Below are 18,682 nucleotides of genomic sequence, written 5' to 3' on the forward strand. Positions count from 1 at the left end.
ATAATCAGGAGTGGGTATGGAGCTGCTTTGCCCCGCAGGTAATTTACACTCATTAAAAAAAGCCATTAATAGTGGTGCTGATGCTGTTTATATTGGCTTAAATGATGATACAAATGCACGTCATTTTGCTGGCCTTAATTTTAATGAGCAGCAACTCAGGACTGCCGCTGAATATTGTCATCAACATCACAAAAAATTACATGTCGCAATTAATACCTTTGCCCATCCAAATCAATTTAATCGTTGGCAATATGCTATAGAGCAGGCTGTTGCTGTTGGCGTTGATGCCTTAATTGTTGCTGATATTGCTGCGCTTGATTTCATTGCGAATTACCATCCTAAGCAAGAGGTTCATGTTAGTGTTCAAGCGTCTGTAACAAATGCACTAGCGATTGATTTTTATAAACAGTTTGGTGTTAAGCGTGTTGTTTTACCTCGAGTATTGAGTATTCAGCAAGTGAGACAGCTTGCGACAACCACAGATATTGAGCTTGAGTTATTTGCGTTTGGTAGTTTATGTATTATGGCTGAAGGGCGCTGTTATTTATCATCTTATTTAACAGGAGAGTCACCTAATACGACGGGGGCTTGTTCACCCGCTAAGTTTGTGCGTTGGCAGCAAGAAGGTGAGCGAATGCAGTCTCGCTTAAATGGGGTGCTAATCGATCAATTTTCTGAGCACGAACAAGCAGGCTATCCAACTTTATGCAAAGGGCGCTTTGTTGTGAATAACGAGATGTACCATGCGTTGGAAGAGCCGACTAGTTTAAATACGTTGTCGTTATTACCAGAGCTGTTAGCGATGAATATCGCGTCAGTAAAAATAGAAGGAAGACAGCGTAGCCCTGCCTATGTAGAACAAGTTACTCAAGTATGGCGAGCGGCGATTGATCAAGCAAAAAAAGACAGTCAGCTTTTTTCTATTGAGCCGCAATGGCAGGCAACATTAGGTCATTTATCTGAGGGGCAACAAACAACATTAGGTGCTTACCACCGTAAGTGGAAGTAGAGGTCGCTATGAGTAAATTAAAAGTAGCCGTTGGGCCTGTATTATTTTTATGGCAAAAAACGTATCTAGAGCAGTTTTATAATAAGGTAATGCTCTCGGAAGCAGAGTGTGTGTACTTGGGTGAAACGGTGTGTGGAAAACGTCGCTTGTCTCGCTTAAATGATTATCTGGTATGGGCAGAGAAATTAGCGAAAGCGGGAAAAGAAGTCGTGCTTTCAAGTTTAACCCTGCTGGAGTCAAGTGCACAGTTGCAAGATCTCAAACGATTAAGCAAGCATAAGCAGTACTTATTTGAAGCGAATGACTTGTCTGCAGTGCAGCTGCTTTATCAATTAGGGCTCCCTTTTGTGATTGGCCCTGCTATCAATGTTTATAATGGCTATACACTGGCTAAGTTTGCAAAAATGGGGGCTGTTCGTTGGGTTATGCCTGTCGAGCTATCAAAAGATTGGCTATTAGCACTTCAGCAAGAATATGCGCAACTATGTGATTTACCCATGCAGTATGAAGTGTTTAGTTATGGATATTTGCCATTGGCATATAGTGCACGTTGTTTTACAGCTCGTTATTACAACCTAGCAAAAGATCAGTGTGAACTTATTTGCCAAAAACACCCTTCAGGATTAATAACTCAAAGCCAAGAAGGACAAGCTCTATTTAATTTAAATGGTATTCAAACCATGTCAGGACAAATTTATAATTTATGTGAAGATAAAGCTTCACTGAGTGATATGGCGCATGTTGCTAGGCTAAGTTTTCATAATATGGATGAGCTCAGTTGGATAGAACACTTTGTATCTGATGAGGTCTATCAGCGACCAAGCGAACATATAAATGGTTTTTGGCATCAAATTGCTGGGATTCAATGCCAACTTTAATGTTGGCTAAATAAATACAAAATAAGTGCAAGGGTAATAAACCAAAAGCCACTGACCATTTTCCAAAATAATAGACTACTGGCTTCTTTTGGTTCAGGTGTTGGTTTTAAAAATGCTGGGTTAGGTGTCGTTAAATCTTGTAGCAGTGCCTCAACGGTTTGATAGCGCTCAGTTAAGTCAAAGCTGACTCCTTTTTGAAGTGCCTTATCAAACCAAACAGGGATAATAGGGTTGTATTTACTCGCACTTTGATAACGTAATTTATCGTAGTCGGCCATTGTAGTGCATTGCTCAATTTTATCTGTGTAGGGAAGTTGCTGAGTAAATAGTTCATAGCAAATAGTTGCTAAGCTATATACATCCCCTTGTATGGCTGCATTATGCCCGCGCAAATAGTTAGGATCTGAATAACTTGCTGTGCCCAATGCCCCTTGATGCTCTATTGGCTGATAAAGCTCTGCGACACCTGCAACGAAAACAGAGCCAAAATCGACGAGTTTTATCGTATCATCATTTAAGACCATGACATTACCAGGTTTTAAATCTTGATGAATAGCATCGTTTTGGTGAAATGCCTCTAATGCTTTAGCTATTTGCCTTACAATGGCAATTGCGCGCTTAGGTTTCAATGGATAGTGTTGATTAAGCCAGTCATCTAAGCTGATGCCATCAAGCCACTCCATTAAGTAATAAAGTGCGCTGCGAGGGCGTAAGTGCTGATAAACCTTAACAACATAGGGTGAATCTATTCGACTACCTATCCATTGCTCTTTTATGAAACGATCAATGTAGTGAGTGTCATCATCAAAGTTTGCTGATGGTGTTTTCATGGCATAACGCTGAGCAGTTAATTCATCTTCCACTAAATAGAGTTGGCTTCGAGAAGAGGCAAAGAGCTCTTCAATAATTAAGTAACCATCTAACTTCATACCTGCTTTGAGTGGTGGCGGAAAAGGCAGTTTGGTTAGTTCAGCGTTTAACTCATCTTCATTTTGATGAGCTAAACTTTTTATTTTAACCACAACACAACTTATATTGTCATCACTGCCTTGCTTCAGGGCTTCTTCGCATAGCTGCTCGGCAATGTGTGCTGCTGATTGATTGCTGTGTAAAGCCTGTATCAGAAAGTGTGTAGGTAGAAAGTCATGCACACCATCAGTTGTGAGTAAGTAAACATCGTCCTCTTGCAAATCACTACAGCTATAATCTATGTGTAAATTATTATCCATGCCCACCGCACGGGACAAGAAAGACTTGCCTTGTCCTAAATTGGTCGTGTGATCAGCGGTTAGTTGCTCAAAACAGGCTTTTCTTAAACGAAAAATACGACTATCGCCAATATGGAAAATATGCCCATGATTTCCTTTTAAAATCATACTGCTTAGTGTTGTTAAATAGCCTTTGTTATCGTGAGAAAATTCATGACTTTTACGAAAAAGTCGTAAATTAATGGCTGAGAGAACTTGTTTACCACTGTGGCTAACAGACCACGTGTCGGGTGTTTTAAAGTACTCGCTAAAAAAGCGTGTAATGGCTGTTTCACTTGCCTCTTTTCCTGCTTCGGCTGAACTTACACCGTCAGCTACACAAAACGCACTTCCTTTCACATCCCTTAGGTATTGGTCATCGGGAATTAATACGCCTGCGTAATCTTCGTTAACTTCCTTAATACCCGATAAGCTTTGAAAGCCTGCGTCGACATGCGTGCTATACATAGTGTGTTTTAAATTTGTGAACAGTAACAAAATAGTGCAAGAAAAATAGCGAAGTGTTCAACCTGTTTTCAATTTAAGATGCTAGGAATAGGGCCAATATTCGCAATGCTTGATTTATTAATACCACTTTTTAGGTAGCTGAGTTTTTACATAAGTTTTTGAAAATTAGGATTATATTTTTATTATTTTGAGCAAATAATAAAAAGCTAATTAAATTTATGGCATTGTAGGTAGTTTGGCTTAATTGCAGCTCTGTTTAGGTAGAATGGCAACATATACTAATCTAAATGATTTTCTATTAATAATCATAAATAGAGGAATCGCATGCCAACGCCAGATGCTAACCGTGGGTTATTATGTGCCACTTTTGCTTTTGCCGCTAATTTTTCAGTTTGGACTTTATATGCGGTGATTGTATTACCCTTATCATCGTTGTGGCAGTTAACAGTGACGGAGCTTGGTGCTTTACTGGCAGCTCCAATGTTAACTGGGGCGTTATCACGTATTCCCTTTGGTTCTTTAGTCGATCGCTACGCAGCTAAAAAGCTTTTTGTTATACAAATGCTAAGCTGTGTGCCCGCATTACTTTGCTTGTATATCGCAACAAATTATTACCAATTACTGTTTTTGGGCTTGTGGATTGGTGTAAGTGGGGCTTCCTTTACTATAGGTATTCGCTACGTGTGTGACTTCTTTCCACGTGGCCAACAAGGTACGGCTATGGGAGTATTTGGGGTTGGCAATGCAGGAGCTGCCATAACCTTAGTATTTGCACCTTGGATTATTGATAATTTTGGCTGGCACTGGGTGGGGCCTGTTTACGCGGTTGGGCTCGTTTTTGTTGCTCTCTTATTTTGGTTTTTTGCACCTTCCCAGCCAGTTCATGCCATGCAATTGGATACACAGCAAAGAACTTGGTATCAGTTATTGCATGATTCACAAATTTGGCGCTTGGGGCTTTATTATTATTTTGTTTTTGGTTCGTTCTTAGCGCTGCTTTTATGGCTTCCATACTATTATATTCAGGCTTATCAATTATCAATAACACAAGCGATGGCTTTTACCTTGTTTTTCGTTGCAACCTCATCTGTTGTTCGCGCGTTAGGAGGATGGTTTGCTGACAAATATGGCGGTCGAAGTGTGAATTGGAGTGTATTTTGGGTGTGTTTGGTTTGTTTATTTTTTCTAAGTTATCCACCTACAACAATGACTATTCACGGTATTAAGCAAGATGTTTACGTGTCTTTTTCAATAAATGTGTGGGTGTTCACATTTCTTTTGTTTGTGATTGGTTTAGCGCAGGGGTTTGGTCGGGCGAGCGTTTTTAAAATGCTCCATGAAAATTATCCTAATGAGATGGGGCATGCTGGAGGTTTCGTTGCCGCAATCGGTGCCTTAGGTGGGTTCACGTTACCTTTATTATTTGGTGCTGTTGTGGATGTTTTTGGTTTTTACAGTGCCACGTTTATGTTGCTTTATGCGGTATTAGCTGTGTGTATGATGCTGATGTATTTTGCTATTAAGGCTGAAAAATTTCGCCGCCGATTAAGTGAAGCTGCCCAATATAATTTTCTGGAAGATGAAAGCTTATGAGGAATCACGCTAATAAAGAACAGGTAAAAACAGAGTCCGTATTTTTTCAGCTTGCATTTCGGCCTTTATTTTTCGCTGGTGGCCTATTTAGTTGTATTGCATTAGTTGTATGGGGGCTTGTTTTACATGGGAAGTTGTTATTTTCTCCTTATGGTGGCGTACTGTTTTGGCATAGCCATGAAATGTTATTTGGTTTTGTGTGCGCTGTTATTGTGGGGTTCTTATTAACCGCCGTGCAAAATTGGACTGGAGTTCGTTCTATTCATGGAAAAAAGTTATTACTGTTAACAAGTCTTTGGCTTTTGGCGCGAATTGCAATGGTATTGCCTTTTGTACCGAAGTGGTGTGTATTTGTGATAGATATGTCTTTTTTACCTTTGGCCGGTTATTGGTTAGCCCAACCAATTATACTCAAAGGGCAAATGCGTAACCTCTTTTTTGTGCCTATTCTTTTAATGCTTAGTGCAACCAATTTGTTGATGCACTTAGGTGTCGTTTTAGGTGTATTTGAACTGTATCAACATGGTTATATGTCTGCAATTTTATTAATAACATTACTAATGAGTGTACTCGGCGGACGGGTTATTCCGTTTTTCACTGCAAATGCAACACAGACTAAAAAGGTGGTGGGAAAGGCTTGGTTAGAAATTGCTGCGCTAGGTAGTACATGGGGAATGTTCTTTTTATATTTTTGTGGACTCATTTATTACATTGCAGATGAAGTCGTGGGCGTACTGTTTGTTATTTGTGCTCTATTGCATTGTTTACGAGCTGCACGTTGGCATTTCTTTAAAACATTATCTATTCCTTTACTTTGGAGTTTGCATTTAGCGTATTGGTTTATCCCGTTAGGTATTCTGTTAATGGGGACTGCTTATTTATTTGAGTTGTTATCAATTTCAACCGCTTTTCATGCTCTTACAGTTGGGGCTATGGGAAATATGATCTTAAGTATGATGTCGCGGGTGAGTTTAGGTCATACGGGTAGAAAATTAATTGTTAAACATGCCATTATTTTTGCATTTGGCGCCGTATTAGTTGCTGCATTACTGCGTGTTTTTGGAGTGCTAATTGATGCTGAGTTAACTTTATACTTCATTTCACTTTCAGTGATCACTTGGTGTATTGCTTATGGTCTATTTAGTTTGGTCTATTTTCCTGTCTTAACTCAACCAAGAGTTGATGAGCAGAGTAAGTAATGACTTTTACACAGTTGATTTAACGCTTTATAGGTAGCGTTCTATACCTCTTTTATGATGATGTGTTTTTTGCCCACATTGATGTGGATCAAGTTTACTTTGTGACGTTATTACTAAGCTGCTCTTTCCCGTTTCAATTGAGTAAGGAAAACGATGAAGCAGCAATTACCTGTTTTATTAACGTGTGCTGGTATGTGCCACGAAGCTGAGTTAGCAGAAGATATTGCACAGAGTTTATATCAGCAAGGAAAGGTCGATAAAGTGTCCGTTGTAGCAATTACTGCAGGCTCGTTTATACATCAGCAAAAAGTAAAAGAAGCATCCAGTATTGTGGTGTTTGATGGTTGCGCTCTTAATTGCGCGAAGTTAAGTTTAGACAAGTTAGCGATTAGTGATGTGTATCATTTCGATATCTCAAAGCTCTTGCAAAAAGTATCATGTGTTGGAGAAAAGCCATCACTGCTTGAATCCTTACAAGTTACACAAATGATTAACCACACGCTTTTCTCTGTGTTACCTAAACAATATTCATTAGGTAAAGGCAAAGGTGCATCTGAAGATATTATTGCTATTTTCCCATGTGCAGACCGTTAAAGTTAATTCGTTTACTTTAACGGTCTGCACATACGTTGCACTGCGGATTTTTCTTAATTTTAAACGTTTGAAAAGCGAGTTGATGGGCATCATAAAGAAGCAGTGAAAGCGAGCTGGGCTCTATATTTAGTAAGCTTTTAATTGCTTCAGTTGCTTGCAATGAACCTATTGTTCCGACAACGGGTGAAAGTACGCCAGCTTCCATGCAGCTTAGTGAAGGCTCTTTAAAGAAGCTCGCCACACAGGCATAGCAAGGGTCATCGTCGCGCATAGGAAAATGAATAACCTGTCCTTCCATTCTAATCGCTGAGCCTGAAATTAGCGGTATTTTCTTTGACCAGCATAATGTGTTTAGTAAAAGTCGGGTTTGAAGGTTATCGCTACAATCAATGACAACATTAACTGAATTTAAAGTGGGCTCATCTGAGTGATCAAACTGCTTATTGAAGGTATTGATCTCTACTTGGCTATTTAATTTGGCTAATTGCTGTTTTGCGGTTTCTACTTTTGAATGACCCACGCTTAATTCGGGGTAGAGTATTTGTCTCTGAAGATTGGTTATATCAACGGTATCATGATCAAAAATAGTGATCTTACCTATTCCTGCGGCGACTAAATACTGCAAAACAGCACATCCTAAACCACCCGCTCCAACAATTAGGGCATGGCTATTCATTAAGGTTTCCTGACCTTCTTCCTGAACTTCTGGCAGTAAAATATGGCGGCAGTAACGCATCGTATTCGAGCTATCAAGTTGCATGTTTTCATCCTTCTTCTCAACGGTAGTACAAGCCTACATTAAACAGAGGAGGAGCTGTTATACCTCTTTGTGGGTGGTCATGGTTATGGTGGGTAAGGTTATGAAATTATTGATTTAAATCAAAATTTGCTAGAGGGGCAGATGTAAGCTAAGCGCAACTTAAATGCATAGCAAGGTAATGACATGAAAACACAATTATCAATTTTAGCATCGTTAGTAACAGTCGGTTTAAGTACGCACGTAAACGCCGTTGAGAGTGATGGTATTCAGAGCATGTTAAAGAATGGCCAAGTGCAGGGGATGTTGCGTTATAGATACGAAAATGTTGAGCAAGATGGATTAGCTGAACGAGCTCATGCTTCAACATTATTAACGCGCTTTAATTATAAAACAGCCACCTTAAAAGGGGTTTCAGCTCTGTTAGAGTTTGATAATGTCACGCAGCTAGGTAACGACAACTACAATAGCACTGTGAACGGAAAATTAGATCACCCTGTTGTGGCTGATCCAAAAGGAACCGAAGTAAATCAAGCAAGCTTACAATTTAAAAATGAACAGTGGCAAATTACTGCTGGCAGACAACGTATTAACTTAGATGACCAGCGATTTGTAGGGGGAGTTGCTTGGCGTCAAAACGAGCAAACATTTGATGGGTATCGAGTCATTTATAAGCCGACATCTTCAATAAAGTTTGATTATAGCTATATATATAATGTTAATCGTATTTTTGGTGAAGACAGTCCAAACAGTGATTTACATGGAAAGCTACATTTTGGTAATGCGTTATTTCAAGTCAGGCCAGAATTTAATATGAGTGTTTTTGCATATCTTTATGATTTTGATAATGCACTCACTATTTCAACACAAACAATTGGCTTACGCGCTACGGGACAGTTTTCAGAGTCACTTTCTTACACTTTGAGTTATGCCATGCAGCAAGACTATGCTGACAACCCTCAGTCATTTGATGCAGACTACTTTTTAGCTGAGTTTAAAGGCAAGGTTAATCAGGTAGGTTGGAAGTTGGGTTATGAATTGCTGGGCTCTGATAATGGCATCAGTTTTACCACACCTTTGGCAACAGGGCATAAGTTTCAGGGTTTTGCAGATAAGTTCCTGAATACGCCTAATGTCGGTATTGCAGATCTTTATTTTGGGATTAATGGTGAATTAGCCAAAGTGAAACTATCAGCGACGTATCACCGTTTTGAAAGTGACGAACAAAATACTGACTTTGGTGATGAGCTTGATGTAACAGCACTGTACCCAGTATCGAAGGACTGCAATCTATTGTTTAAGTATGCGCACTACAATGCGGATGAGTTTGCAACAGATACTGATAAGTTATGGGTTATGTTAACTCATAAGTTCTAGCCTTTATTTTTAACTGACTACTGTACCCTGCAATTCAAAAGCCTCTTCGGAGGCTTTTTTTGATGATTAATAAAACCTATCTACTTTTATTCAGTTTTTTGCGCTGTAGGTATAAAGCTCCTCCTAAATGGGTAGTGAGTATAGGTGGGTAAAGAGATCGTGCTTCAAGGCAGAAAAAATAAGGGAGTAGGTCTGTTTTTGTTCACCTTAAAGTAACTGTTATTCATTGATTTGCATCAATTCTTTTTAATCTTGCCAACCGAAAATGATGTCAGTAACCCTATCTTTGGAGAAGACAATGGCAAGTGAAAAATTTAATATTTTTTCTTTTCGCGGAAAAATGAAAGTATTACATCTAAGCTGGCTCGCATTTTTTATTACCTTTTTTGTTTGGTTTAATTTTGCCCCCTTATTGCAAGCGGTAAAAACAACATTAGGTCTAACAACCGAACAAGTTAAAACCTTACTTATTTTGAATGTGGCGTTAACGATCCCTGCTCGGGTGATCATTGGCATGCTAACAGATAAATATGGTCCACGATTAGTTTATTCATGCTTGTTGGTTATCAGCTCGATACCTTGTTTTATGTTTGCTTTTGCAGATAGCTTTTTACAAGCTGCTATTGCACGCTTTCTACTTGGTTTTATTGGTGCTGGTTTTGTTATTGGCATTCGTATGGTATCTGAATGGTTCCCACATCATGAGTTAGGTACCGCAGAAGGCATTTATGGGGGATGGGGGAATTTTGGGTCAGCGGCTGCGGCTTTTTCACTTCCTACCCTTGCATTAATTTTTGGTGGTGATGATGGCTGGCGTTATGCAATAGGTGTGACGGGGCTTCTTAGCCTTATATTTGGATTTATTTATTATGCTAACGTGACTAATACACCTAAAGGCTCAACCTACTTTAGGCCAAAAAACTTGGGGGCAATGGAAGTCACATCAAAAGGTGATTTTTTTCTACTTTTAATCATGAAAATTCCAATGTATGCAGCGCTGGCTTTGTTAACTTGGAAGCTCTCACCGAGCGGTGTCGGTATGCTAGATGCAAACATTGTTAACTTTATTTATGGTGCATTGGTTGTACTCTATTTATTTGAAGTTAAAAAAGTATGGGCAGTGAATAAAAACGTATTCGAGCAAGAAGTGCCAGAGCTACATCGTTATAGTTTTAAGCAGGTGGCCGTGTTAGATATTCTTTACTTTACTAATTTTGGTTCAGAATTAGCGGTTGTTTCAATGTTGCCACTCTTCTTTGCTGATACTTTTTCGCTGGACCCTGTTATGGCAGGGATGGTTGCTGGTGCTTACGCATTTATGAACTTAATGTCTCGCCCTGCGGGTGGTTTTATTTCTGATAAATTTGGTCGAAGAACAACATTGTTGATCTTAACAGCGGGCCTTGCTGCTGGTTATTTTCTAATGGGGATGGTTAATGCACAGTGGCCGTTATGGCTTGCCGTTGTTACAGCTATGGCATGCTCGTTCTTTGTTCAGTCGGGTGAAGGAGCTGTCTTTGCTGTTGTTCCCTTAATAAAACGTCGCTTAACGGGACAAATAGCAGGTATGACAGGAGCGTATGGTAATGTAGGAGCCGTAACGTTTTTAACCGTTTTATCATTAGTCGATTACGCAACCTTTTTCTATGTCATTGCAGGGACAGCTATGATTGGTTTTGTCACTTTGTTCTTTATGGATGAACCAAGAGGGCAAATAGCTGAAGTAAGAGAAGATGGCACCGTTGAATTAATTGATGTCTCACATAAATAAACATTAATGTATTTAAAAGCCAGCATAACATTATGCTGGCTTTTCTCATTTATATAGTGTGGTTTTAGCCCTTAGGTCTAAAAACCTGAATGACAGAGTCATCACATTCCAAATAAGGCCCCTCAAGTAAATCAATACAATAGGGAATAGCTGGGAAAACGGCATCAAGGCATTGACGAATTGCTTTTGGCTTACCCGGTAAATTGATAATCAACGAACTGTCTCTGATCCCCGCTGTTTGTCGAGAGAGTATCGCTGTTGGCACGTATTTTAAGCTTTCTAGACGCATTAACTCACCAAAACCTGGCATCATTTTGTCACATACAGCTTCTGTCGCTTCTGGGGTCACATCACGTTTTGCCGGACCTGTTCCACCTGTTGTAATGATCAGAGCGCATTTTTCGTTATCTGCAAGGTTACATAATGCATTTTCTATTAAAGGTTGCTCATCTTCTACAAGTTGATAGCAAGCTTGCCACGGCGAGCTTAGATAGCTATCTAATGCTTCAACAATACTTGGCCCTGATAAATCATCATATTGCCCGCGGCTAGCGCGATCACTCACGGTTAAAATACCAATTTTTGTTGTCATACCTGTCTCACTGTTCATTTATTTATGGGCACTTTAACAAAGCCATAGCTAAAGATAACTCCTCCTTAGTAGGTAGTTCTTGCTCGAGTTAAACCAAGGCTTAGTAATGAATTATAACTACCTATTTTGTGCGTAAATTGACCGTGTGATTTATTGATTTAGATCAATAAACGAATTGGCATTAAATACCTCAAATACTATATATTGATTCAAGTTTAATTTTTAACACAATATATGGTGTTTTATGTTTAAGGTGCTAAAGCCACAGATTTGTTTTCAAGAAGTGCCTAATGAGGTGGCTCTTGGTTTTATCTGTACGGGCTGTCCTCTTAAATGCCGTGGTTGCCACAGTGTTGATACATGGGATCCAAAACAAGGAGAAGACTTAACTAAGGCACGTTTTGAGGCTTGGATCGCACGCTATAGACAATTAATAACATGCATTGTTTTCTTCGGTGGTGAGTGGCAAGAGCGTTGTTTAATTAGTTACTTAAAAATAGCTAAACAACAGAGGCTAGCAACCTGCTTGTATACGGGGCTAGACGACGTATCTCATAGCTTGAAAGCCGAGCTTACTTACTTAAAAACAGGCCCTTATATTCCCGAGTATGGTGGGCTTGCAAGTCGTACTACTAACCAAAAGTATATTGAAGTTGCTAGCGGAAGATTACTTAACTCATTATTTTTAAAAGGATAACAAGATGTCTTTACTTACCTTAGAACAGTTAAAAGAAAAAATGCATTTCATACAAAACTATACGCAGGCAACAAATGCTGCTGATGGCTCTACAGTGGATGCAAACGCCAATGTGACATTAAAGAATGTAGCAACACTGGAGTCTGAAATTATGAAAGACTACTTTATTCAAGTTAATCGTTCACAAGTTGCTGGCAAAATAAAAGAGCTTTATGGCGAACAGTTGAGCCAAGAGTACATTAGGCAAATAGAAAACCATGAAATCTATGTTCACGATGAAACCAGCTTAAAGCCATATTGCACATCAATTACTATGTATCCTTTTTTGCTGGATGGCTTAACTAAACTAGGTGGAGAGTCAAAAGCTCCTAAGCATTTAGAATCATTCTGCGGTAGCTTTGTTAATTTGGTTTTTGCTATTAGCGCACAATTTGCAGGGGCAGTTGCCACGGTCGAGTTCTTAATGTATTTCGATTATTTTGCCCGAAAGGATTATGGCGATAATTATTTAACGACTCACCCACACGCTATTAAAAATCATCTTCAACATGTGGTTTATGCACTAAACCAACCTGCTGCAGCAAGAGGTTATCAAAGTGTGTTTTGGAACATCTCTTTGTACGATGTTGAGTACTTTAATGCAATGTTTGGTCATTTTGTCTTTCCAGATGCAACGCCTGCTAACTGGCCGACCGTAAAAGGCTTACAACAGTTCTTCTTGGACTGGTTTAATGATGAGCGCAGTAAAGCTATTTTAACATTTCCCGTTGTTACAGCTGCAATGCTTGTAGAAAATGAAGCACCTAAAGATAAAGAGTTTGCGTTAATGTGTGCAAAAAATCTGAGTGAAGGTGGGTCGTTCTTTATATATCAATCTGAAAACCCTGACTCTTTAGCATCTTGCTGCAGACTCAGAAATGAAATTAATGATCACAGTTTTTCATATAGCCTTGGAGCGGGTGGGGTTGCTACAGGCTCAATCAATGTCATCACTTTAAATATGAATCGTTTAGTTCAGGATAATCGTGACTTAAAAGCAGAAGTCGAGAAAATTCATAAGTATCAAATAGCTTATAGAGCTTTAATGGAAGAGTATTTTCAAGCAGGGATGTTGCCAGTTTATGATGCAGGATTTATCTCGTTCAAAAAACAGTTTTTAACAGTGGGCATTAATGGTTTAGTTGAAGCAGCCCAATATTTAGGATTACAAATAAATACAGGCGATGCATATAAAAGCTGGGTTAAGGAGCAACTTAAAATTATTTATCAAGCTAATCGAGCTGCAACAAAGGAAACCGGATACTTATTTAATACAGAGTTTGTTCCTGCTGAGAACTTAGGTGTTAAAAATGCGAAGTGGGATTTAAAAGAGGGTTATGAAGTTCCACGTGATTGTTATAACAGCTATTTTTATATTGTAGAAGATGAAACGATTAATCATCTCGATAAGTTTATTCTACATGGTAGTGAAATGGTGGAGTATCTGGACGGTGGCTCAGCACTGCATTTAAACTTAGATGAGCACTTAGATGTGCATCAATACTTAAAGTTATTGAATATTGCCGCTAAAACGGGGGGTAATTATTTCTGCATTAACGTACGCATCACAATTTGTAATGACTGTGAACACATAGATAAGCGCTCGAATCAACGTTGTTCAAACTGTGGATCAATCGATATTGATTATGGGACACGAGTGATTGGTTATTTAAAAAGAGTATCGGCCTTTAGCCAAGGACGCCGTAAGGAGCATACTTTAAGGCATTATCATCGAACTAAAAATAGCGTCGCAAACAGAAAGTTGGCATAAATTAAAAGCGCTTCAATTGAAGCGCTTATTGCTGAGGAGCTTTATTGTTCGATAAATAAAATATTGTTTTCTAAGTGTATATGCTCTTTTAAGTCATAATAAAGTTGCTCTACACCAACATACAACGCTTGCCACGAGCTACATACCCCATCAGGCGGTGTGAACTGATGTGTAATATCAGCGAGTTTCTCTAATGCTTTAGCATGCTCTAAATGTTCAGCCTCCATAACTGAAATAGGCCCCGCAGGATAAAAGCCGTTCATAAGCAGTGGGAATAGAATTTCTTCTTCTTTCATCATATGTTCTTGAAGCTCAAACTCCATCGAAACAAGGTGTGATTCCAGTTCTTTTGGAAGTTCTGGGTGATCAGAATGATTGAGCGTAATCTTCTTTATGAGCTGAATTAACTCTGGAAACTGTTGCCTATGTTTTTCGTGAAAATTGTCAATAATGTGCGTAATAAGTGAAGCTGTAGGTTGAGCACCCCACATTAAATGATTAGCCAACTCTTTTTGCAGATCTAATGCATCAAGCTGTGATAAAAATGAGTCATGGTCAAAGTTGATACTCTTTAAAGTCTGCCTTAGAGTTTGTTGCCCGTTAAAGCAATAATCTAGCTTATTTTCATCAAATAAACGCGTGGCACCAGGAATAGTCGCTGCAAGTTCACCAATTGGTTTGTCTAAAAGTGACATAGTTAAAAGCCTTGAACCGTAAAATGGGTGCTTCTAATCTAAATAAGCAAACTTTGAAATGAAATTACCCTAAATGGATAGAAGTAGATAAGAAAGTGAGTATTTGGTAATCGTTTTTGAGGTGACTATCAAATACTCGCGACTGTAAGCTTTATAAATTTAAAAGAAAGTTGCCAGTGAGCTAACCCCAGAAGCAGCCATATTGGTCACTCATTACAACCTGTATAGCTGACTCTATATTTTTAGCTACTGGGGTAGGGCCGTAGCCGTGCCATTTTAAGTCGCGCTTCATCCAAAAAATTTTCCACTGCTTTTGAGTCTTTACCCACGTCAACTTGGCATTCTCAGTGTCGATATATTGAGTTTTATCACGCCAGTTTTGGTGACGTTCATAGATATACACCGACTGATTGTCGATGCGAAAACCAATGTCAAATTCATTACGAACATTCACAGGTGGGCGGTGTTTCTCGAATGCTTCGCCTACTACCTTCTCAATGTGTTTAATTTCAAATTCACTGATTGCCATTGTTATTTACCTGTTTTATTACCGCCACCCTAAATATAAGGTAGTTGGTTTTTTAGTTCTGTGTCTAAGACAAAAACTAAGTATCACCATAGTAAGTGCCTACTTTTACGACTTTACTATTTAACTTTTTTAGTTCGTGTTTTTTCTTTGTTTTTATTTCTCGCTCAGTATTGAACTTTGCTAATGTACGATGTTGTTATTAGGCATGATGCTCTCAAAATTAGTAATAGAGGCCTAACCGTGTGCGATTAGTAAGGTGCACAAGGGCTCGTTAATGTAGTAATTAGCACGGCCTACTTTTTGTTTGGTCAAAAAGCCATGATCTACCAACTGTTCTAAATACTTGGTGGCGGTAATACGAGTTACACCGAGTTCTTCAACAATAAAGTCTATTTTGGTGTAGGGGTGGTTAAATAGGTTGTTGAGTAAATCTTGGCTGTAAATTTTAGGAAGCTGCTCTCTAATACCGTGTTTTACTTCTGCCATAAGGGTTTTCATGGCGGTGATAAGTGAAATAGTGTTTTGTGCAGTATCAATGACACCATCAAGCATAAACTCTAACCAAGGCTCCCAATTGCCAGTGTCGCGCACGGCCTGTAAGTTAGCGTAGTAATCAGCCTTGTTCTGAATTACAAATCGGCTTAAGTAAAGCACGGGTAAATTCAGTAAATCTTTGGTGACTAAATATAAAATATTTAAAATACGCCCCGTACGGCCGTTGCCATCGTAAAACGGGTGAATGCTCTCAAACTGGTGATGAATAATGGCCATTTTCACCAATGGGTCAGCATCGCATAGTTCATCGTTATTGATAAACTGCACAAGGTTATCCATCAGCTTTGTAATTTCATCGGCGTGTTGTGGGGGGGTGTAAACCACTTCACCAGTACGTGCATTTTTTAGGTCAGTACCAGGTAGCTTTCGTAGACCCGCATTGTTATGTTCTAGGTTTTTTTGTATTGCGAGTATATCATCAAGACGAATAAGTTTGCTTTTACGCGCGGTTTCGAACCCTTGCTTTAAAGCGACGGCATAATCTTGTACTTCTTTTGTAGCGGGGTTAGTCACCGCTTCTTCAAAAAGGTTTGCTTTATAGAGTTCATCGTGTGTAGTTACGATGTTTTCTACTTCAGAGCTGTCTTTTGCTTCTTGTAAAGAGAGCGTATTAATCAATATAGCTTCGTTAGGTATGCTAGCTGCGATGCCTTTCAATTCAGCTAGATGTCGATGGGCGGTGGCGGCTTTTTTTAAAACAGCACGGGTTTCCCATTGCTCAATATTTACAAGCGGTAAAAGCTTAATATTAGTAGACATAGATAATTTTTATCCTTTTTTATACATGCCAGTGTTGTTATGTATAAATTATTCAGAAAATTATACATAACCTACATAACATGTATAGTAATTCCATTTATTTATATACGTTATCTTATGTATAGCTTCCCAAATATCTCTAGCTCTCGTTGAATAAAACAATGCCATTTTACATTTGTTTTTACTGGCTTTAGCTTTCAGTACATCTGATAATGCGATGAATCGACGACGATTACTTAGTATAAAGCGAAGTTTTCAAGAACTTTCTTTTCCTTAACGGTTCATATACCCATATTTTAAAGCTTAATAAGATGGTTTTGGTGAGCACTCAGATCTACACTTGAATCGATGTAAACGGGTAATTGTTATGAAGGTTAAAAGCAAAAACCTAGCAAAAACTAGGTTTTTAAACTATTAAAACGGGTTGCACCAAGCGGAAACTCTACTCAATATTCTGAATTTGCTCGCGCATTTGCTCGATTAACACTTTTAGCTCTACCGCAGCGTTAGTGATGTCACTGTTGATAGACTTTGATGCTAAGGTGTTTGCTTCACGGTTAAACTCTTGCATCATGAAATCTAGGCGTCGACCACATGCGCCGCCTTTAGTTAGGATTTTTTTGGTTTCTTTAACATGCGACTTTAAGCGGTCGAGTTCTTCGGCTACATCTTGTTTTTGTGCTAGGTAAATTAGCTCTTGTTCAAGGCGAGATTCGTCGATGTCGGTTTTTAACTCTTCTAGCTTTTGGTTTAATTTTTCGCGCTGCCATTTAGCGATTTCTGGTAAGTGGCTTTCCACAATGGCTACTTGTTCTAAAATTGCATCAAGGCGAGTAGCTATCATTTCTTGCAAGTTTGTGCCTTCATCGCCGCGAGCTTGTTTGAAATCTTCAATTACATCATCGAACCCCGCAATTAAATCTTTATTTACGCTATCCATGTCGAGCTCTTCAGCTTCCATTACACCTGGCCAACGTAAAATATCAACAGGGTTGATGTCACCATTGCTTTGTTGCTGCACCCATTGTGCGCTTTTTATTAGCTGCTCAGCGAGTGATTCATTAATACTAAGCTCACCAACATGGGCAGGGTTTGCTGCAAATTTTAAGAAAACTTCAACTTTACCGCGTTGTAAGTTTTTGCGTAAACGCTCACGAATAACAGGCTCCATGCCACGGAATTGCTCAGGTGCGCGGATAAAAGTTTCAAGGTAACGTTGGTTTACTGAACGAATTTCCCAAGTGCCAGTGCCCCATTCGCCTTTAATTTCGCGGCGCGCATAAGCTGTCATGCTGTGGATCATGGATGATTTCCTAGTGTTATTTGTTTACAAAGTTGACTGATTATACCGCATCAGTTTTTAACCTCTAGCGTAAATTTTCTGAAATGTTCTTTTCTGTTGCAGTTAATCGTGTAAATCAACATGGCATCTGTTCGTATATATACTTATAATGTGGCAAATTCTGAATTAAGGGGATCGTTAATGCGTCCAAGCGAAAGAACACCTAACCAAATTAGACCAGTTACATTTACACGCAATTACACTATGCATGCTGAAGGCTCAGTGTTAGTAGAGTTTGGAAATACTAAAGTTTTGTGTACAGCGACTGTTGAAGCTGGTGTACCGCGCTTTATGAAAGGCCAAGGTAAAGGTTGGGTTACGGCTGAGTACGGTATGTTACCTCGTTCAACACATACTCGTAATGGTCGTGAAGCATCGCGCGGTAAGCAGGGCGGTCGTACTATGGAAATTCAACGTTTAATCGCACGTGCACTCCGTGCCGCGGTTGACTTAAAAGCGTTAGGCGAAAACACCATTACTATCGATTGTGATGTTATTCAAGCTGATGGCGGTACGCGTACAGCATCAATCAGTGGTGCATGTGTTGCTTTAGTTGATGCGCTTACTTATATGCGTAGTAAAGGTATGATCAATTCAAACCCGCTTAAGCATATGATTGCGGCAATCTCAGTAGGTGTATATAAAGGTCAACCAATTAGTGACCTTGAGTACCTCGAAGATTCTGAAGCAGAAACAGACATGAACGTGATCTTGACTGAAACAGGCAAAATTATCGAAATTCAAGGTACAGCTGAAGGCGAGCCTTTCTCATTTGACGAACTTGATGAGCTACTTACATTAGCTAAGCAC

Annotated in this window: 17 protein-coding genes (1 of these 17 only partly in view); 10 read left to right on the plus strand and 7 right to left on the minus strand. The window is 39.2% G+C overall.

Annotation, left to right across the window (positions count from 1 at the left end; all coding sequences use genetic code 11):
• Window positions 1–16: 16 nt before the first annotated feature.
• Both ubiU and LY624_RS02725 read left to right on the plus strand, forming a co-directional pair.
• Window positions 17–1,009, plus strand: coding sequence for a ubiquinone anaerobic biosynthesis protein UbiU (gene ubiU / locus LY624_RS02720; protein ID WP_341803826.1), 993 nt, complete (start codon window positions 17–19; stop codon window positions 1,007–1,009).
• An 8-nt stretch (window positions 1,010–1,017) separates the two neighbouring features.
• Window positions 1,018–1,887 (plus strand): U32 family peptidase, encoded by an 870-nt coding sequence (locus LY624_RS02725; protein WP_341803827.1) that lies wholly within the window; start codon window positions 1,018–1,020, stop codon window positions 1,885–1,887.
• Here LY624_RS02725 and LY624_RS02730 read toward each other — a convergent pair.
• A complete protein-coding gene (locus LY624_RS02730) occupies window positions 1,884–3,602 on the minus strand; it encodes a bifunctional protein-serine/threonine kinase/phosphatase (protein WP_341803828.1) in 1,719 nt (572 codons plus the stop codon). The genes LY624_RS02725 and LY624_RS02730 overlap by 4 nt on opposite strands.
• Before the next feature lie 324 nt (window positions 3,603–3,926).
• Between LY624_RS02730 and LY624_RS02735 the strand changes: the two genes are divergently transcribed.
• The 3 genes from LY624_RS02735 (at window position 3,927) to LY624_RS02745 (ending at window position 6,988) form a co-directional block, all read left to right on the plus strand.
• A complete protein-coding gene (locus LY624_RS02735; protein WP_237119700.1) occupies window positions 3,927–5,195 on the plus strand; it encodes an MFS transporter in 1,269 nt (422 codons plus the stop codon).
• On the plus strand, window positions 5,192–6,394 hold the full coding sequence (locus LY624_RS02740; protein WP_341803829.1) for an NnrS family protein: 1,203 nt from the start codon (window positions 5,192–5,194) through the stop codon (window positions 6,392–6,394). Before LY624_RS02735 ends, LY624_RS02740 begins: the two co-directional genes overlap by 4 nt.
• 153 nt (window positions 6,395–6,547) lie before the next feature.
• Window positions 6,548–6,988, plus strand: coding sequence for a putative zinc-binding protein (locus LY624_RS02745; protein ID WP_341803830.1), 441 nt, complete (start codon window positions 6,548–6,550; stop codon window positions 6,986–6,988).
• 16 nt (window positions 6,989–7,004) lie between these two features.
• Here LY624_RS02745 and LY624_RS02750 read toward each other — a convergent pair whose 3' ends face one another.
• On the minus strand, window positions 7,005–7,748 hold the full coding sequence (locus LY624_RS02750) for a HesA/MoeB/ThiF family protein (RefSeq protein ID WP_341803831.1): 744 nt from the start codon (window positions 7,746–7,748) through the stop codon (window positions 7,005–7,007).
• A gap of 183 nt (window positions 7,749–7,931) precedes the next feature.
• Here LY624_RS02750 and LY624_RS02755 point away from each other — a divergent pair, with 183 nt between their 5' ends.
• Together LY624_RS02755 and LY624_RS02760 are read left to right on the plus strand one after the other, a co-directional pair.
• A complete protein-coding gene (locus LY624_RS02755) occupies window positions 7,932–9,122 on the plus strand; it encodes an alginate export family protein (protein WP_341803832.1) in 1,191 nt (396 codons plus the stop codon).
• A gap of 298 nt (window positions 9,123–9,420) precedes the next feature.
• Window positions 9,421–10,893: a NarK family nitrate/nitrite MFS transporter gene (locus tag LY624_RS02760; protein ID WP_237119695.1), complete on the plus strand. Its 1,473-nt coding sequence runs from the start codon at window positions 9,421–9,423 to the stop codon at window positions 10,891–10,893.
• A 64-nt stretch (window positions 10,894–10,957) separates the two neighbouring features.
• On the opposite strand, the gene mog is transcribed toward LY624_RS02760, so the two are convergent.
• Window positions 10,958–11,503: a molybdopterin adenylyltransferase gene (gene mog, locus LY624_RS02765; protein ID WP_445936719.1), complete on the minus strand. Its 546-nt coding sequence runs from the start codon at window positions 11,501–11,503 to the stop codon at window positions 10,958–10,960.
• Window positions 11,504–11,729: 226 nt separating this feature from the next.
• Between mog and nrdG the strand changes: the two genes are divergently transcribed.
• Together nrdG and nrdD are read left to right on the plus strand one after the other, a co-directional pair.
• Complete coding sequence (gene nrdG, locus LY624_RS02770) at window positions 11,730–12,182, plus strand: anaerobic ribonucleoside-triphosphate reductase activating protein (RefSeq protein ID WP_341803833.1); 453 nt, start codon at window positions 11,730–11,732, stop codon at window positions 12,180–12,182.
• 4 nt (window positions 12,183–12,186) lie between these two features.
• Entirely contained in the window at window positions 12,187–13,992 is a 1,806-nt protein-coding gene (nrdD, locus tag LY624_RS02775; RefSeq protein WP_341803834.1) for an anaerobic ribonucleoside-triphosphate reductase, read from the plus strand.
• Between the two features lie 41 nt (window positions 13,993–14,033).
• On the opposite strand, the gene LY624_RS02780 is transcribed toward nrdD, so the two are convergent.
• The 4 genes from LY624_RS02780 to LY624_RS02795 all read right to left on the minus strand — a co-directional run bounded on the left by LY624_RS02780 (window position 14,034) and on the right by LY624_RS02795 (window position 17,833).
• Window positions 14,034–14,687, minus strand: a complete 654-nt coding sequence (locus LY624_RS02780; protein ID WP_341803835.1) for a DUF542 domain-containing protein — start codon at window positions 14,685–14,687, stop codon at window positions 14,034–14,036.
• Between the two features lie 181 nt (window positions 14,688–14,868).
• On the minus strand, window positions 14,869–15,216 hold the full coding sequence (locus LY624_RS02785) for a DUF3024 domain-containing protein (RefSeq protein WP_341803836.1): 348 nt from the start codon (window positions 15,214–15,216) through the stop codon (window positions 14,869–14,871).
• A 234-nt stretch (window positions 15,217–15,450) separates the two neighbouring features.
• The gene (locus LY624_RS02790; RefSeq protein WP_237119689.1) at window positions 15,451–16,530 is read right to left on the minus strand and encodes a Fic family protein; all 1,080 of its coding nucleotides are present in this window, start codon (window positions 16,528–16,530) and stop codon (window positions 15,451–15,453) included.
• 442 nt (window positions 16,531–16,972) lie between these two features.
• Window positions 16,973–17,833 (minus strand): YicC/YloC family endoribonuclease, encoded by an 861-nt coding sequence (locus LY624_RS02795; RefSeq protein ID WP_341803837.1) that lies wholly within the window; start codon window positions 17,831–17,833, stop codon window positions 16,973–16,975.
• A 180-nt stretch (window positions 17,834–18,013) separates the two neighbouring features.
• Between LY624_RS02795 and rph the strand changes: the two genes are divergently transcribed.
• Window positions 18,014–18,682 carry the 5' portion of a ribonuclease PH gene (gene rph / locus LY624_RS02800; protein ID WP_062567429.1) on the plus strand. It continues 45 nt past the right edge of the window, so only the first 669 of its 714 coding nucleotides appear in the window; its start codon is at window positions 18,014–18,016; the stop codon falls past the right edge of the window.

The sequence above is a fragment of the Pseudoalteromonas sp. N1230-9 genome (assembly GCF_032716425.1).
In the GTDB taxonomy this organism is placed as follows: domain Bacteria; phylum Pseudomonadota; class Gammaproteobacteria; order Enterobacterales; family Alteromonadaceae; genus Pseudoalteromonas.

Excerpts from the sequence above, each read along its gene's own strand:
- LY624_RS02780 (WP_341803835.1), bottom strand. The coding sequence starts at position 14,687 with ATGTCACTTTTAGACAAACCAATTGGTGAACTTGCAGCGACTATTCCT.
- nrdG (WP_341803833.1), top strand. The coding sequence starts at position 11,730 with ATGTTTAAGGTGCTAAAGCCACAGATTTGTTTTCAAGAAGTGCCTAAT.
- LY624_RS02725 (WP_341803827.1), top strand. The coding sequence starts at position 1,018 with ATGAGTAAATTAAAAGTAGCCGTTGGGCCTGTATTATTTTTATGGCAA.
- LY624_RS02735 (WP_237119700.1), top strand. The coding sequence starts at position 3,927 with ATGCCAACGCCAGATGCTAACCGTGGGTTATTATGTGCCACTTTTGCT.
- LY624_RS02795 (WP_341803837.1), bottom strand. The coding sequence starts at position 17,833 with ATGATCCACAGCATGACAGCTTATGCGCGCCGCGAAATTAAAGGCGAA.
- LY624_RS02740 (WP_341803829.1), top strand. The coding sequence starts at position 5,192 with ATGAGGAATCACGCTAATAAAGAACAGGTAAAAACAGAGTCCGTATTT.
- ubiU (WP_341803826.1), top strand. The coding sequence starts at position 17 with ATGGAGCTGCTTTGCCCCGCAGGTAATTTACACTCATTAAAAAAAGCC.
- LY624_RS02785 (WP_341803836.1), bottom strand. The coding sequence starts at position 15,216 with ATGGCAATCAGTGAATTTGAAATTAAACACATTGAGAAGGTAGTAGGC.
- mog (WP_445936719.1), bottom strand. The coding sequence starts at position 11,503 with ATGAACAGTGAGACAGGTATGACAACAAAAATTGGTATTTTAACCGTG.
- LY624_RS02745 (WP_341803830.1), top strand. The coding sequence starts at position 6,548 with ATGAAGCAGCAATTACCTGTTTTATTAACGTGTGCTGGTATGTGCCAC.
- nrdD (WP_341803834.1), top strand. The coding sequence starts at position 12,187 with ATGTCTTTACTTACCTTAGAACAGTTAAAAGAAAAAATGCATTTCATA.
- LY624_RS02755 (WP_341803832.1), top strand. The coding sequence starts at position 7,932 with ATGAAAACACAATTATCAATTTTAGCATCGTTAGTAACAGTCGGTTTA.
- LY624_RS02730 (WP_341803828.1), bottom strand. The coding sequence starts at position 3,602 with ATGTATAGCACGCATGTCGACGCAGGCTTTCAAAGCTTATCGGGTATT.
- LY624_RS02750 (WP_341803831.1), bottom strand. The coding sequence starts at position 7,748 with ATGCAACTTGATAGCTCGAATACGATGCGTTACTGCCGCCATATTTTA.
- LY624_RS02790 (WP_237119689.1), bottom strand. The coding sequence starts at position 16,530 with ATGTCTACTAATATTAAGCTTTTACCGCTTGTAAATATTGAGCAATGG.
- LY624_RS02760 (WP_237119695.1), top strand. The coding sequence starts at position 9,421 with ATGGCAAGTGAAAAATTTAATATTTTTTCTTTTCGCGGAAAAATGAAA.